Origin of the sequence: Serratia sp. N21D137 (assembly GCF_047530005.1) — a bacterium.
Lineage (GTDB): Bacteria > Pseudomonadota > Gammaproteobacteria > Enterobacterales > Enterobacteriaceae > Chania > Chania fonticola_B.
In genome coordinates, this window is record NZ_JBLJAJ010000001.1 from 339,148 (window position 1) to 354,822 (window position 15,675).

12 protein-coding genes are annotated in these 15,675 nt (G+C 55.7%); 7 read left to right on the top strand and 5 right to left on the bottom strand.

Annotated features, from left to right (window positions below):
* Positions 1 to 6: 6 nt before the first annotated feature.
* A complete protein-coding gene (locus ACMV5H_RS01450) occupies positions 7 to 1,626 on the bottom strand; it encodes an ABC-F family ATP-binding cassette domain-containing protein (protein ID WP_115160010.1) in 1,620 nt (539 codons plus the stop codon).
* A gap of 285 nt (positions 1,627 to 1,911) precedes the next feature.
* Between ACMV5H_RS01450 and ACMV5H_RS01455 the strand changes: the two genes are divergently transcribed.
* Complete coding sequence (locus ACMV5H_RS01455) at positions 1,912 to 3,933, top strand: FAD-dependent oxidoreductase (protein WP_414821349.1); 2,022 nt, start codon at positions 1,912 to 1,914, stop codon at positions 3,931 to 3,933.
* Between the two features lie 42 nt (positions 3,934 to 3,975).
* On the opposite strand, the gene rlmG is transcribed toward ACMV5H_RS01455, so the two are convergent.
* Complete coding sequence (gene rlmG / locus ACMV5H_RS01460) at positions 3,976 to 5,115, bottom strand: 23S rRNA (guanine(1835)-N(2))-methyltransferase RlmG (RefSeq protein WP_414821350.1); 1,140 nt, start codon at positions 5,113 to 5,115, stop codon at positions 3,976 to 3,978.
* Between the two features lie 149 nt (positions 5,116 to 5,264).
* On the opposite strand from rlmG, the gene ACMV5H_RS01465 reads away from it, so the two are divergent.
* The 4 genes from ACMV5H_RS01465 (at position 5,265) to sstT (ending at position 9,109) form a co-directional block, all read left to right on the top strand.
* On the top strand, positions 5,265 to 5,771 hold the full coding sequence (locus ACMV5H_RS01465; RefSeq protein WP_021806929.1) for a M48 family metallopeptidase: 507 nt from the start codon (positions 5,265 to 5,267) through the stop codon (positions 5,769 to 5,771).
* 89 nt (positions 5,772 to 5,860) lie between these two features.
* A complete protein-coding gene (locus ACMV5H_RS01470; protein ID WP_021806930.1) occupies positions 5,861 to 6,841 on the top strand; it encodes a Gfo/Idh/MocA family protein in 981 nt (326 codons plus the stop codon).
* 1 nt (position 6,842) lies between these two features.
* Positions 6,843 to 7,580, top strand: coding sequence for a glutamine amidotransferase (locus ACMV5H_RS01475; protein ID WP_209529531.1), 738 nt, complete (start codon positions 6,843 to 6,845; stop codon positions 7,578 to 7,580).
* 293 nt (positions 7,581 to 7,873) lie between these two features.
* Positions 7,874 to 9,109, top strand: coding sequence for a serine/threonine transporter SstT (gene sstT / locus ACMV5H_RS01480; RefSeq protein WP_021806931.1), 1,236 nt, complete (start codon positions 7,874 to 7,876; stop codon positions 9,107 to 9,109).
* A gap of 223 nt (positions 9,110 to 9,332) precedes the next feature.
* Here the strand turns inward: sstT and ACMV5H_RS01485 are convergent, their stop codons facing one another.
* From ACMV5H_RS01485 to uxaC, 3 genes are all read right to left on the bottom strand, one after another.
* Entirely contained in the window at positions 9,333 to 9,932 is a 600-nt protein-coding gene (locus tag ACMV5H_RS01485; protein WP_059201904.1) for a YgjV family protein, read from the bottom strand.
* A 76-nt stretch (positions 9,933 to 10,008) separates the two neighbouring features.
* A complete protein-coding gene (locus ACMV5H_RS01490; protein WP_414821351.1) occupies positions 10,009 to 11,499 on the bottom strand; it encodes a UxaA family hydrolase in 1,491 nt (496 codons plus the stop codon).
* A 20-nt stretch (positions 11,500 to 11,519) separates the two neighbouring features.
* A complete protein-coding gene (gene uxaC, locus ACMV5H_RS01495) occupies positions 11,520 to 12,932 on the bottom strand; it encodes a glucuronate isomerase (protein ID WP_414821352.1) in 1,413 nt (470 codons plus the stop codon).
* A gap of 399 nt (positions 12,933 to 13,331) precedes the next feature.
* Between uxaC and ACMV5H_RS01500 the strand changes: the two genes are divergently transcribed.
* Positions 13,332 to 14,630, top strand: a complete 1,299-nt coding sequence (locus tag ACMV5H_RS01500) for an MFS transporter (RefSeq protein WP_021180651.1) — start codon at positions 13,332 to 13,334, stop codon at positions 14,628 to 14,630.
* 117 nt (positions 14,631 to 14,747) lie between these two features.
* Entirely contained in the window at positions 14,748 to 15,524 is a 777-nt protein-coding gene (gene exuR, locus ACMV5H_RS01505) for a transcriptional regulator ExuR (protein ID WP_021806934.1), read from the top strand.
* Positions 15,525 to 15,675: the final 151 nt, after the last annotated feature.

Here is a 15,675-nt window from a genome sequence, read left to right on the forward strand (position 1 = left end):
GCGGGGTTACATTGCTTGAAAGCACCAACCCGCTGCCGACCAAGACAAACGATGGGTCAATCGCAGCGCCTGTAAGAAGTCCTCATCGTGCGACACTACCAGCATCGCACCAGGAAACTCAGCCAAGGCTGCTTCAATTGCCTGCGATGAGGCCAGATCCAAATGGTTGGTCGGTTCATCCAGCAGCAGGAGTTGCGCAGGCTCACGCCGCCACAGCACACAGGCCAGCGCCGCTTTCAACCGCTCTCCACCACTCAATGCCGCCAACGGCAGCGTGACCCGGTCGGCATTCAGTTGCAGCTGCGCCAGTTGGCTACGCAACACTCCTTCGGCCAGCGGGGTATCCTGTAAACCCAGATGATCGACCACCGAACGCGTCAGATCGAGCTGGGACAGGTTTTGATCGAGATAGGCCAGCGATACCGAGCAATGGCAGTAACCAGCGCTGGCAGCCAGTTGCCCCAGGATCACCTTCAACAGCGTGGATTTGCCACAACCGTTCGGGCCGGTGATGGCGACACGCATCGGGCCATCCATCCGCCAGTCGAGCGGCGGTAAGCTGACAAACGGTAGTTGTAACTGTTCCAGTACCAACACCTGTTTACCTGCGGCCACCGTGCTGCCCGGTAAGGTCAGCATCACCGGGTTATCCTCTTCAACCCGTTCCCTCGCCTCGCGCACCGCTTCATCCAGTGTGTTCTTTTGCCCCTGATGCTGTTTACGCAAGGTACCCATCGTGTCGCGCGCAGCCCCTTTGAGGGCCGCTTTTTCAAAAGAGGCGATATTCAGCGAGTCCACGGTTCTCAGCGTACGGGCGGAGTGGCGCTGGTAATTGTCATGTTCTTTCTGCTGGCGGGCGCGGACGCGCCGTCTTTCCAACGCCGCATGTTCCAGTTGGGCACGCGCCGCCTGTTGCTCTTGCTCCCGCAGCCGATGGTATTCGTGATAATTGCCGCCGTAGCTGCGCAGTGCTTCGGGAGTCAGTTCGACGATCCGCTGCATCCGTGCCAGCAGTTGCCGATCGTGGCTGGCAATCAACAGACCGCCGCGCCACTGTGCCAATTGCTGATACAGCCATTCGCGCCCCGTGCTATCGAGGTGATTGGTCGGTTCGTCCAGCAACAGGAAATCGGCCCCCGACATTAACGCACCACACAAAGCCGCACGCATACGCTCGCCGCCACTCAGCGCTCCGGCTGGCCGTTGCGGGTCAAAATCAGGCAATCTAGCCGCCGCAAAAGCCGTGCTCAGGCGATCCCCCAGATCCCACTGGCCCTCAAGACGATCGATATCGTCCAGCCGTGGGCAACCTTGCTCAAGACGGGCCTGGGCGGCAAATACCTCACCGTAGCCCAGCAGCGTAGCCAGGGTCGTCTGTTCGGTGCAGTGCGGCTGCTGTACCACATAGGCAAAGGTTGCCTGCGTTTCAATATGGCCTGAGGCGGGTTGATCCAGCCCGGCAATCAGACGTAGCAGGCGAGTTTTTCCCACGCCGTTACGTCCCACCAGGCCACAGTGCTGCTGTTCAACGGCCAGATTAAGCGGGCCAAACAGCGTTTCGCCATTGGCAAACTGACAGGTTAATTGATGTAAAACGAAATAGGGGGACTGCGCAAAATGAGCCATAAACACTCCTGTATGAAATCAAAACATCCCCATACGGCACGGGCGTGCTCGGTATAGGGCCAGATATCAGCAGGTGTGGTTGTTCATTTTCGGTAATGGCTCCGCAGAGAGAAAAGGGATAAAGCGAGCCGATGTTAGCCGATCTTTTATACCGATTGCAAACATGAGGTCTATCACATTCAGCACATCCGCGTTTCCCAAGTGCGCCAACAACGGCTAGATTTATCTCATCCGACCACTTGAGTGGTCGTCAAAACTATAACGATAAATATTGTGGAGACTGCAATGCGTGCTTACCCCAACCTGCTTGCGCCGCTGGATCTCGGCTTCACTACCCTGAAAAATCGGGTGTTGATGGGCTCGATGCACACCGGCCTGGAAGAACTGCCTGATGGCCCCGAGCGTATGGCGGCATTCTATGCCGAGCGGGCCGCTGCCGGTGTCGCCCTGATCGTGACCGGCGGTATTGCCCCTAATGAGAAAGGCGTGGTGTATCGTGGAGCATCGGTTCTGAACCAGCCACAGCAGGTTGCCCATCACCGGATCGTGACTGAGGCAGTCCATCAGTCTGGGGGCAAGATTGCCCTGCAAATCCTGCATACCGGGCGCTATAGCTATCAGCCACAGCCGGTAGCTCCTTCTGCGCTGCAAGCACCGATTAACCCATTCAGCCCAGCAGCGCTCACCCATCAAGAGGTCGAACAGACTATTACCGACTTCGCCAACTGCGCGGCTTTGGCTCAGCAGGCTGGCTATGACGGCGTGGAAGTCATGGGGTCTGAAGGTTATCTGATTAACCAGTTCCTGGTGTCTCGTACCAACCAGCGCATCGACCAATGGGGCGGCAGTTTCAGCAACCGCATGCGTTTCGCCGTGGAAATTGTGCGGGCCGTGCGCGAGGCAACCGGGCCAGAATTTATTCTGATCTACCGCCTGTCGATGCTCGATCTGGTGGAGGATGGCTCCAGCTGGCAGGAGATCGAACAGCTTGCCGTGGCGATTGAACAGGCTGGCGCAACGCTGATCAACACCGGCATCGGCTGGCACGAAGCACGTATTCCCACCATCGCCACCATGGTGCCGCGCGCCGGGTTCAGTTGGGTGACGCGCAAGCTGATGGGCAAAGTGAAGATCCCGCTGATCACCACCAACCGCATCAACGATCCGGCGGTGGCGGAACAGGTGTTGGCCGATGGTTGTGCCGACATGGTGTCCATGGCACGCCCGTTCCTGGCGGATGCGGCGTTCGTGCAGAAGGCCGCAGAAGGCCGTGCGGACGAAATCAACACCTGCATCGGCTGCAATCAGGCCTGTCTGGATCAGATTTTCGATCACAAGCTCACTTCCTGCCTGGTCAACCCTCGCGCCTGTCGCGAAACCGAAATGCCATTGATCGCCACGGCAACGCCTAAAAAATTGGCCGTGGTGGGGGCCGGGCCAGCCGGGTTGGCGTTTGCCACCACCGCCGCCAGCCGTGGGCATCAGGTAACCCTGTTTGACGCCGCCGAGCAGATCGGTGGCCAATTCAATATCGCCAAGCAAATCCCCGGCAAGGAGGAGTTTCACCAGACGTTGCGCTATTTCCGCCGTCAGTTGGCGCTCAATGAAGTGGAGCTGAAGCTGGGGCAGCAGGTGCAACCGCAGGATCTGACGAATTTCGATGAGGTGATCCTGGCCTGTGGCATCGTGCCGCGTATGCCAGCCATTGCGGGCATCGAGCACGCCAAGGTGGTGAACTATCTCGATGTTTTACGTGATAAAAAGCCGGTTGGGCAACGGGTCGCCATCATTGGGGCCGGGGGAATTGGCTTCGACGTCGCCGAATACCTTAGCCAGCACGGCACCTCCAGTAGCCTGGATCCGGCAGCGTTTAACCGCGAATGGGGGATCGATTCGCAGCTCGAGCAACGCGGGGGCCTGAGCCCTCAAGGGCCGGAAGTGCCAGCTTCACCACGCCAGATATTCCTGTTGCAACGCAAAACCAGCAAGGTAGGTGAAGGCCTGGGTAAAACCACCGGTTGGATCCATCGCACCAGCCTGGCGCTACGTGGCGTGAAAATGCTCAATAGCGTGAGCTATCAACGCATTGACGACGAAGGTCTGCATATCCTGCGTGCCGAGCAGGAAAGCTGCTTGCCGGTAGATACGGTGGTAATTTGTGCCGGGCAGGAACCGCGCCGTGAATTGCAGCAGCCGCTGCTGGAGATGGGGAAAACGGTGCATCTGATTGGCGGAGCCGACGTGGCTGCCGAGCTGGATGCCCGCCGCGCTATCGATCAGGGCACGCGGTTGGCAATGGCTCTGTAACCCATTGATTAGACGGGCGCAGTATAATGCTGCGCCCCTACATCAATAGCGCACGCCAGACTTGACCGCTTTGAGGATCAAGAACTTCTGGTTAGAGGCCACGGTGGTACAGTTGCCGAATAAACGCCTCAGCTTCTGGTAGTAATCCAGATGGCGGTTGCCCACGATCCACAGCTCACCACCTACTTGCAGGCAGCGCTTGGCGTCGCAGAACATTTGCCAGGCGGTATGATCGGTGATCGCATGCTGCTGATGGAACGGTGGGTTGCACAGTACCGCCTGCAGGCTTTCACGCTCAATGCCCGCCAGCGAGTTGTTCACTTCAAACTGACAGCGATCCATCTCCTGCGCCAGGTTGTGTTCCACGTTCAGTTCACTGGACGCCACCGCCATGTAAGACTCATCGACGAAGGTCATCTGCGCTTGCGGGTTCTGCACCAAGGCACGCATCCCGATAATACCGTTGCCACAGCCGAGATCGACAATGTGGCCCTGCAAATCCTTCGGCAGATTTTCCAGGAACAGGCGTGCACCAATATCTAGGCTACCGCGTGAGAACACGTTGGCATGGTTGTGGATCAGCCAGTCCGTGCCATCGAGCAGCCAGTCGGTGGTTGCCGGCGCTGCCGGTGGCACGATGTCAGCGACCTGGCAATAAATCAGGCGGGCCTTTTTCCAGGCCAGGCTGGTGCGGGTTGGGCCTAGCACCCGCTCAAACACTTGCATGGTCGAGGTATGCACGTCACGCGCTTTGGCACCCGCCACGATCAGCGTATCGGGTGCCACCACGTCACGCAGGGCACGTAATTGCTGCTCCAGCAGCGCCAGCGCTTTCGGGATGCGGATCAATACCACCGCCGGGTTGGCAGGCAGTTCGGCCAGGCTGTCTTGCAAGGTGACCTGCTCAACATCGAGCTCATTGAGCTTGAGGTTATGGCGCGTCGCCAACTGGCTCATGTATGAATCGCTGATGCTGTAAGGCTTATAACCATGCAGAGCACAAGCCAACGTGCCAAAGTTGTCGTTGAAAATCAGTACCGGGCGTTCACCGATATCGACATTTTCCAACTGTTGCAGCAGATATTCGTCCGCCGCTTCCCACGCCTGCAGCTGGGTGGCTTCTTCCTGTTGGGGATAACGCTCCAGCTCAAGTTGCTGTGTTCCCAGATCGAGTTGGCTCATTGCCCCTCCTGAATGATAAATTTGGGCTGTTTATCCCCTAAAAATGCTCGGCAGTAAAATGTTTTTTGGGATTAATTACCCTTTAAGGGATTTGAGCAAGAAAACGTCATACAATGCTCACCCCGGTTTACCACTGAATACTGAATAACATGTCTGAACTGAGCTACCTGCAAGGCTACCCCGATCATCTGCAAATGCAGGTGCAACAACTCATCCAGCAACAGCGTCTGGGCGAGGTTTTGTTGCAACGCTATCCGCAGGTTCATGGCTGCACCACCGACAAATCGCTTTATCAGTTTACCGTCGATCTGAAAAATCAGTATCTGCGTAATGCTCAACCGCTGAGCAAGGTGGCCTACGACAGCAAAATCCAGGTGATGAAGCACGCTTTGGGGCTGCATACCGCCATTTCCCGGGTGCAAGGTGGCAAGCTGAAAGCCAAAGCCGAGATCCGCGTGGCGACGGTGTTTAAAAATGCCCCGGAACCTTTCCTGCGCATGATCGTGGTCCACGAATTAGCGCACCTGAAAGAGAAAGACCACAACAAGGCGTTTTACAGCCTTTGCTGCCATATGGAACCCAGCTATCACCAGTTGGAGTTTGATACCCGTCTGTATCTGACCCATCTTTCCTTGTTTGGTGAACTCTATGAATAATCAGCCTTTTTAAGCAAATATTCGCCTAATCTTTGCGGCGTGATAATCTGGTCCCCTGAGCTATCTTCCTGTGGAAACTGGAGTCACCCATGATTCGCTTTGCTGTTGTCGGCACCAACTGGATCACCGAACGTTTTATCGATGCGGCTCACGAAAGCGGCAAGATGAGGCTGACCGCCATCTATTCGCGTAAGCTCGAACAAGCGCAGGCCTTTGGCGCCAACTACCCGGTCGAACACTTCTTTGACTCACTGGAAGCGCTGGCGCAATCCGACGTGATTGATGCGGTGTATATTGCCAGCCCCAACTCTCTGCACTGCCAACAATCTCTGCTATTCCTCAGCCATAAAAAACACGTGATTTGCGAGAAGCCGCTGGCGTCAAATCTGCGCGAAGTGGAACAGCTGGTGGCCTGCGCACGGGAACATCAGGTAGTGCTGTTTGAAGCGTTCAAAAGCGCCCACTTGCCCAATTTTCTTATCCTGCAACAGGCATTGCCGAAGATTGGCAAACTGCGTAAGGCATTTATCAACTATTGCCAATACTCCTCTCGCTATCCCCGTTACCTGGCCGGTGAAAATCCAAACACCTTCAATCCACACTTTTCCAACGGCTCGATCATGGACATTGGCTATTACTGCGTGGCCAGCACAGTGGCGCTGTTTGGTGCACCGCAGTCGGTATTGGCTAGCGCAACATTGCTCGATACCGGGGTCGATGCCCACGGCAGCGTGTGCCTGAACTATGGTGACTTTGACGTGGTGATCAGCCATTCCAAGGTCAGCAACTCTGACATTCCGAGTGAGATCCAGGGCGAAGAAGGTACGCTGGTGATCGAAAAAATCTCCGAAGCCCAAGGCGTGGTGCTGACGCCGCGCGGTGAAAATAGCCAGGTGCTGACCCAGCCACAACACATCAATACCATGCTGTATGAAGCGCAAGTGTTTGCCGAACTGGTGGAAAAACGGCAGGTCGAGCATGAGGGCCTGGAAAATTCCCTGATCGTCGCCAGCCTGCTGACGGAGATCCGCCGCCAGACCGGCGTAGTGTTCCCCGCTGACGGAGAATGAGATGAAACCGCTGTTGTTGATGCAAACCGGTGATGCACCGCAGATGATCCAGCAGGAGCAGGCCAACTTTGAGCAGATGTTCCTGCGACAGGGGAATATCGCCGCAGATCGAGTACATATCGTGCACGTTCTCGCCGGCGAGACGCCATTGCCTCCGGAAGATTACTGCGGCGTGGTGATCACCGGTTCAGCCGCGATGGTGACCGAACGGCTTCCCTGGAGCGAACGGGCGGCAGAATGGTTGCGCCAGGCAATGCAAATCAATCTGCCGATCTTTGGCGTGTGCTACGGCCACCAGCTTCTGGCTTATGCGCTGGGCGGCGAGGTGGGCTACCACCCGCAGGGCATGGAGGTTGGCACTCTCGAGATCGAATTATTACCCGCTGCCCGCTCGGATAAACGTCTTGCCACCCTGCCTGCGCGCTTCAACGTGAACCTGATCCATGCGCAAAGCGTACTAACGCCGCCGCCAGGGGCTGAAGTGCTGGCCCGCTCGCAACAGGACGCCTGCCAAATCCTGCGCTACGGCGATAACGCTCTGACCACCCAGTTCCACCCGGAGTTTAACGGGGCGATCATGCAGCGCTACCTGAGCTGGCTCAGCGAGTTGGAACCGGCCAAACAGCAAATTTATCAGCTTAAACAACAACAGGTTAGCGATACCCCGTTCAGCCAACTGTTGCTGCAGGACTTTGTCGCCAGCCTCGGGGCCCAGCAGCCGTTGGCCGGGCTCGGTTGAGGTTAGTCACCATAATCTGTTATCCGGGGCGCTAGACGCCCCGCGATTATTTGGCAAATAGCCATAAACGCCAAATGTTATGACGATCACACAAATGTAAACAGCATGTTATCAATCATTGATCCATGCAGGTAATTTCATCTTCTCCCCTTTCCAAGATCCCCCGTTTACTGAATACTGGCATGGCAAACATACTTAGTTACAGATATGACGATAAGTTGCCCGGCCACGTTTCAGCCGAGGCGCAGCAATCTGTACATCACATTCTCAGGGAGCGGAAACGCAAGCGCATCATGAATAAACTATTACGACGCATCACTCAGGGCAGCCTGGTTAAACAAATATTGATCGGCCTGGTAGCGGGCATTGTGGTGGCACTGGTTTCGCCAGCCGCAGCAGCAGCCGTTGGCCTGCTCGGCTCGCTGTTCGTTGGCGCGCTGAAGGCGGTGGCACCGCTGCTGGTACTGGTGTTGGTCATGGCCTCCATTGCCAACCATAAGCAGGGCCAAAAAACCAATATCCGCCCCATCCTGTTCCTCTACCTGCTGGGTACCTTTGCCGCCGCGCTGACCGCCGTGGTGATCAGCTTTATTTTCCCCTCAACGCTGGCGCTGGCCGTGGGCACCACCGACATCAATCCGCCGGGTGGCATCGTTGAAGTGCTCAAAGGCTTGCTGATGAGCGTGGTGGCGAACCCATTCCATGCGCTGATCAACGCCAACTATATCGGCATCCTGGCCTGGGCCGTGGGTCTGGGGCTGGCGCTGCGCCATGCCTCTGATAACACCAAATCGTTAATCACCGATATGTCCCATGCCGTGACTATGGTGGTTCGTGCGGTGATCCGCTTTGCGCCGCTGGGTATCTTTGGCCTGGTGGCATCGACCCTGGCCGATACCGGCTTCAGCGCACTGTGGGGCTATGCTCAACTACTGTTCGTGCTGATCGGCTGTATGCTGCTGGTGGCGTTGGTGCTGAACCCGCTGATCGTTTACTGGAAGATCCGCCGTAATCCTTATCCACTGGTGTTCACCTGCCTGCGCGAAAGCGGCGTTACCGCCTTCTTTACCCGCAGCTCCGCAGCCAACATTCCGGTGAATATGGAACTGAGCAGAAAGCTGAATCTGAACGAAGATACCTATTCGGTTTCTATTCCGTTAGGGGCGACCATCAACATGGCCGGTGCCGCGATCACCATCACCGTGTTGACGCTGGCGGCGGTTCATACGCTGGGCATTCCTGTTGATGTGCCGACTGCACTGCTGCTGAGCGTGGTTGCGGCGATCTGCGCCTGTGGGGCTTCCGGCGTGGCCGGTGGTTCACTGCTGTTGATCCCGCTGGCTTGCAACATGTTCGGTATTCCCAATGAAATTGCAATGCAGGTCGTTGCCGTCGGCTTTATCATCGGCGTACTGCAGGACTCGGCTGAAACCGCGCTCAACTCCTCCACCGACGTGCTGTTTACCGCAGCAGCCTGTCAGGCAGAAGACCAGCGTTTGGCCAATGAAGATCCGCTGAAAATTCGCTAAGTCCCCTCACCCCAACCCTCTCCCACAGGGAGAGGGAGCTGTTAGTCCCTGCTCTTTTGCAAGTAGAAAGGCAATCTCAGCAAACTCGATCCCCCCTCATCCAATGAGTCACTACAATTTCAAATCCACTCGATCGGTCCCCTTGTGCGAAAGGGAACTGATAGCCCCTACTATTTCAACTCCAGGAGTAAGAACAAGAAAGGCAAGGTAGTACTCAAAGCAATCAACGAACTCGATCGGTTCCCTCTCCCTGTGGGAGAGGGTTAGGGTGAGGGGTCTGGCACTCTTCATCAGACGCCTTTTTTTCGACCGCAAAAGGATCGATGCCGCGCAGTTGCAGGCGGCGGAAGCGGATAATGTTGAAACCGTTCATCAGCAGGAAACTGCCTTCAATCAGCGAACCCCCGATCGAGCCAAGCCAGATGTTGTGGGTGACCCAACAGGCCGTTGAGCACCACATTACGCAGCGGGTGGTCAAACCCCGGGTGCGGAACAAGGCCCAGGTGCTGACGGTCGTGCCGCAAATCGGTAGCAGTTCGATCCAGTGGTGGAAGCGGGATAAACCAATGATCAGCGTAAGGGAGATAAAGATCCACATCACCCATAGGCTGCGAGTCTTCATCGAAACCAGGTTGCGGCAGGCGCTAAGCAGTGCGCTACTCCCTGCGGCATTCGCTCCCATCAGGATAAAGTGAATGCCGATAATCAGGCTGTAGCCCGACAGTTGCAGTTTGAAACGCTGGTCATCGCGATTAAAAAAGCTGGTGATACCGACCAAAAAAGCCAGCACGCCAACAGACTGCGCAAACCAATAAAACGTCATTAGGGAGATCCTGGGGCGGTAGTAGCAAGGCGTTTAAAACAAAACGCCGTTTTATGCTACTCCCGCCGGCTAGGCTTTACAACGTGACACCGCTTTTAAAGATCGCCAACTCGCGGAAATCATTCACTTCATTACGCGCCGGTGCCCCATCGGCAATGTCCACGATCAGATCGACAAACTGCTCCAGCATCTGCGCCATCGGCAAGCCGTGGATCAGGCGGCCTGCGTCAAAATCGATCCAGTGCGGCTTCTTCGCTGCCAGCTCCGAGTTGGTCGCTAGCTTCACCGTTGGCACAAAGCCACCGTAAGGCGTCCCCCGCCCGGTGCTGAACAGCACCATATGGCACCCGGCTCCCGCCAGCGCGCTGGTAGCGACCGCATCATTGCCCGGCGCACTCAGCAGGTTCAGCCCCGGCAGACGCAGGCGTTCACCGTATTTCAACACGTCCACCACCTGGCTCTGCCCGGCTTTTTGGGTGCAACCCAGAGATTTCTCTTCTAACGTGGTGATGCCACCCGCCTTGTTGCCCGGTGAAGGGTTCTCGTAAATCGGTTGGTCGTGGGCAATAAAATACTGTTTGAAGTCGTTGACCATGCTGACGGTTTTTTCAAAGGTGTCTTCATCGCGGCAGCGGCTCATCAGAATGCGCTCGGCACCAAACATTTCTGGCACTTCGGTCAGCACCGTGGTGCCGCCGTTGGCAATAACATAATCCGAGAAGCAGCCCAATAACGGGTTGGCCGTGATCCCTGATAAACCGTCCGATCCCCCGCATTCCAGGCCAAACTTCAGCTCGCTGAGCTTGCCCGGCTGGCGGCGATCGTCGCGCATAATCTGGTATAATTCATGCAAATGTGCCAATCCGTCGGCAACTTCATCATCCTGTTGCTGGCAGACCATAAAACGCACGCGCTGTTCATCAAACTCACCCAAGGTACTGCGGAAAGCATCCACCTGGTTGTTCTCACAGCCCAGGCCTATCACCAGAACAGCACCAGCATTGGGGTGACGAACCATATTTTGCAGCATGGTACGGGTATTTTCATGATCCTGCCCGAGCTGTGAGCAGCCGAAGGGGTGGCTGAACAGATGCACGCCGTCGATCCCTTCTGCTTCCCCGGTTTCCTTCAGAAAACGCTGCAGGATCTGACGGGCGATGCCGTTTACACAGCCCACGGTCGGGATGATCCACAGTTCGTTGCGGATCCCTACCTCACCGTTGCTGCGGCGGTAAATCTGTACGTCACGATCTGCCGCCTGCGCCGGTAAGGTCTGGAACTCCGGTTGATACTGGTAGCTATCGAGATCGCTCAGGTTGGTTTTGGCATTTTGCGAATGAATATGTTCGCCCGCAGCAATGGCCTCCAGCGCATATCCGATCGGCAAGCCATACTTGACGATCATCTCACCGGCAGCGATCGGTTCAAGGGCAAACTTGTGCCCCCGAGCAACGTCTTGCGCCAGTGTGATCGCCTGCCCTTCCCAGACAGGCTGGTCACCAGCCGCCAAATCACACAGTGCAACTGCCACATTATCTTTTGCATGGATTTTTATGATGCTTTGCATAAACCAACCTCAAGCTGTAACTACGCTAATTCGATAGCAAAATAGTGTTTGGCATTATCGAAGCAGATGTTTTTCACCATCTCACCCAGCAACGCAATATCCGCCGGTGCTTCGCCATCTTCCACCCAGCGACCAATCATCTGGCACAGGATACGGCGGAAGTATTCGTGACGCGTGTAGGAAAGGAAGCTGCGGCTGTCGGTCAGCATGCCCACAAAGCGGCTAAGTAGCCCAAGCTGCGCCAACTGCGTCATCTGGCGCTGCATGCCGTCTTTCTGATCGTTAAACCACCAGCCTGAACCAAACTGGATCTTGCCCGGCGTACCTTCCCCCTGGAAGTTGCCGACCATGGTGCCGATCACTTCGTTATCCCGTGGGTTCAGGCAGTAAAGAATGGTCTTCGGCAACGCCCCCTGCTTGGCTTGAGCATCCAGCAGGCGCGACAGTGATTCGGCTACCGGCTGATCGTTAATGGAATCGAAGCCAATATCCGGGCCGATAGTAGTGAACATCCGGCTATTGTTATTACGCAATGCGCCGATGTGGTATTGCTGCACCCATTCGCGGCGCTGATATTCAGCAGCCAGGAACAGCAGGACGGCGGTCTTGAACTGGGCTACCTGCTGTGGCGTTGGCAACTCTCCGCTGAGGCGCTGGGCCAGGATCTTGTCTAGGGTTGCCTCATCGGCCTCGCCGTACATCACCACGTCTAACGCGTGATCCGAAACCTTGCAACCGTGAGTGGCAAAGTGATCCAGGCGTTTTTTCAACGCATCGCACAAATCGCTGAAGCGGCTGATGGACGTGTCTGCGGCGGCTTCCAGCTGTCGCATATAGTCATTAAACCCGGCGGCTTCAATATTGAAGGCCTTGTCTGGGCGCCAGCTTGGCAATACTTTGATATCGAAGCTGCTGTCGGCGGCGATGGCTTGATGGTGGCGCAGATCGTCGATCGGATCGTCGGTGGTGCCCACCATTTTCACCTTCATCTGTTTCATGATGCCGCGAGCGCTGAAAGCTTCCTGCGAAAGCAGTTCATTACCACGCTGCCAGATTTCATCTGCGGTAGTCGGAGAGAGTAGCTTACCGGTGATGCCAAACGGACGGCGCAGTTCCAGGTGTGTCCAGTGATACAGCGGGTTGCCAATGGTATGTGGCACCGTTGCCGCCCAGGCATCAAATTTTTCCCGGTCAGAAGCATCGCCGGTACACAGGCGTTCAGCCACGCCGTTGGTACGCATCGCGCGCCACTTATAGTGGTCGCCCTTCAGCCAGATATCGTACATGTTTTTAAAACGATAATTTTCGGCAATCTGTTGCGGTGGCAAATGGCAGTGATAGTCGAAAATAGGCTGATCCGCTGCATAGTCATGATATAGGCGGCGGGCAAATTCACTGTCTAACAAGAAATCATCGCTCAAAAACGTGGCCATTGTGGGTTCCTCACCTTTTGTCCTGGCTAGCCTTGCTGTCAACTTTCTGAAAGTTATCACACCAATTTATCGTAGAGTCTAGCTAAATTTCACCTGGGTTAACCCATCATGAGGGCTTCCAAATGCCTATTCAAACAACCCCCTATTAAATCAATGCCATATGATGCCAAGCATTATCACTTAAAAAAATAATGGTTTTTGTGATATCACTCAACTTTTAAATCTGTATGACAAGTTATCTTCTCGCCACCCTGCTACTGGTTTATAACCACAGATTAATGGCAACGCGCAGGGCGGCGTCGGTAAGCGGAATACCGGCAACCAGATGAAAGGGAATCACCACCATGACCGCCACGGGCTTGCCGGTGGCCGAAATATTAAGACTGGGAGAGATTTGGGATGCGTAAAATTAAAGGCTTACGCTGGTATATGATCGGCCTGGTGACTATCGGCACCGTGCTCGGTTATCTGACCCGCAATGCGATGTCCGTCGCCGCCCCCTCGCTGGAAGGTTCACTGGGGATCACGACCCAACAGTATTCCTATATTGTTGCCGCCTATTCAGCCTGCTATACCCTGATGCAGCCCGTTGCAGGCTATATCCTCGACGTGCTAGGCACTAAAATCGGCTATGCGATGTTTGCCATCCTGTGGGCCATCTTCTGTATGGGCACCGCGCTGGCCAACAGTTGGGTCGGTCTGGCGATGGCCCGTGGTGCGGTTGGTATGGCCGAAGCGGCGATGATCCCTGCCGGGCTGAAAGCCAGTAGCGAATGGTTCCCGGCCAAAGAGCGCTCCATCGCGGTGGGTTACTTTAACGTCGGCTCCTCGGTGGGCGCGATGCTAGCTCCCCCGTTGGTGGTCTGGGCGATTGTGGCACATAGCTGGGAAATGGCGTTTATCATTACCGGTGTCCTGAGCCTGATCTGGGCCATCTGCTGGCTGATCTTCTATAAACACCCGAAAGACCAGAAGAAACTCAGTTCCGAAGAACGCAGCTACATTCTGGATGGTCAGGAAGCGCACCACCAGACCAGCAATGCCAAGAAGATGTCCGCCTGGCAGATCCTGCGTAACCGCCAGTTCTGGGGTATTGCGTTACCGCGTTTCCTGGCAGAGCCCGCCTGGGGGACCTTCAACGCCTGGATCCCGCTGTTCATGTTCAAGGCTTACGGCTTTAACCTGAAAGAAATTGCCATGTTCGCCTGGATGCCGATGCTGTTCGCCGATTTCGGCTGCATCCTGGGTGGCTATCTGCCGCCATTCTTCCAAAAGCATTTCGGCGTCAACCTGATCGTCTCACGCAAACTGGTGGTCACCCTGGGCGCTGTACTAATGATTGGCCCAGGTATGATCGGCTTGTTCACCAGCCCTTATGTCGCCATCGCCTTACTGTGCATCGGGGGCTTTGCCCACCAGGCACTGTCCGGCGCGCTGATCACCCTGTCGTCGGACGTCTTTGGCCGCAACGAAGTCGCTACCGCCAACGGGCTGACAGGTATGGCTGCATGGACGGCGAGCACCATGTTCGCTCTGGTGGTTGGCGCATTGGCTGACACCATAGGCTTCAGTCCGCTGTTCGCCGCCCTGTCGGTGTTCGATATTCTGGCCGCCATCGTGATCTGGACCGTGCTGCAAAACAAGCCTGTTTCCGAGCTGGAACAGGAGCGATTACAAACGGCAAATGCCAGCAGTTAACCCCCACAGCCCGGCCTTTGTGCCGGGCTTTTCGCATCTGACTCGCTAGCAGCCACAACGGATAAGTGGTATAACAGGTCCTATGGCATCACGCCCTTCTACCACCGAGTATTCACTATGGAATTCACTGAAACCAGACGCCTTTATCAGCAATTGGCCGCCGAACTAAAACGGCGCATTGAGGGCGGGGTCTACCCTGTCGGTGAGAAACTGCCAGCCGAGCGTTATATCGCAGAAGAGATGAACGTTAGCCGCACCGTGGTGCGTGAGGCGATCATCATGCTGGAGGTAGAAGGTTACGTAGAAGTGCGCAAAGGCTCGGGCATCCATGTGATCTCCAACCAGCAGAAGCACCTGGTGGTACCGGGCGAAAGCCTCGAATTCGCTACGTCTGGGCCTTTTGAACTGCTACAGGCCCGCCAGTTGATCGAAAGTAACATCGCCGAGTTCGCCGCCACCCAGGTGACCAAGCAGGATATCGTCCAACTGATGGAGATCCAGGAGCAAGCGCGCAAAGAGGATCGCTTCCGCGATTCGCAGTGGGATCTCAAATTCCATGTGCAGGTCGCGCTGGCGACCCAGAATACCGCCATGGCCACCATAGTGGAAAAAATGTGGGCTCAGCGTGTCAGCAACCCTTACTGGATCAAACTGCACGAACACATCGATGAGCGTTCCATTGCCAGCTGGTGCGACGATCACGATGAGATCCTTAAAGCGCTGATACGTAAAGATCCTCACGGTGCCAAACTGGCCATGTGGCAACATCTGGAAAATACCAAGCAGATGCTGTTCAATGCCACCACCGACGATTTCGAATACAACGCCGATCGCTACCTGTTTGCCGAGAATCCGGTGATCCATTTGGATAACATGGCCACCCCCACCAAATAGGATTTTGGCGTCAAGAAATCGTACCGAATGTCAGGTATTGTAAAAACGGCTGAATCGATCCCGGTACAGCCGCCCACTGCGCGATATTTCCCCAGCGACCGCGTAGATTTCCCTGTTGCCAATCGTGCTATTTTGGTAGAGTTAGCCCACT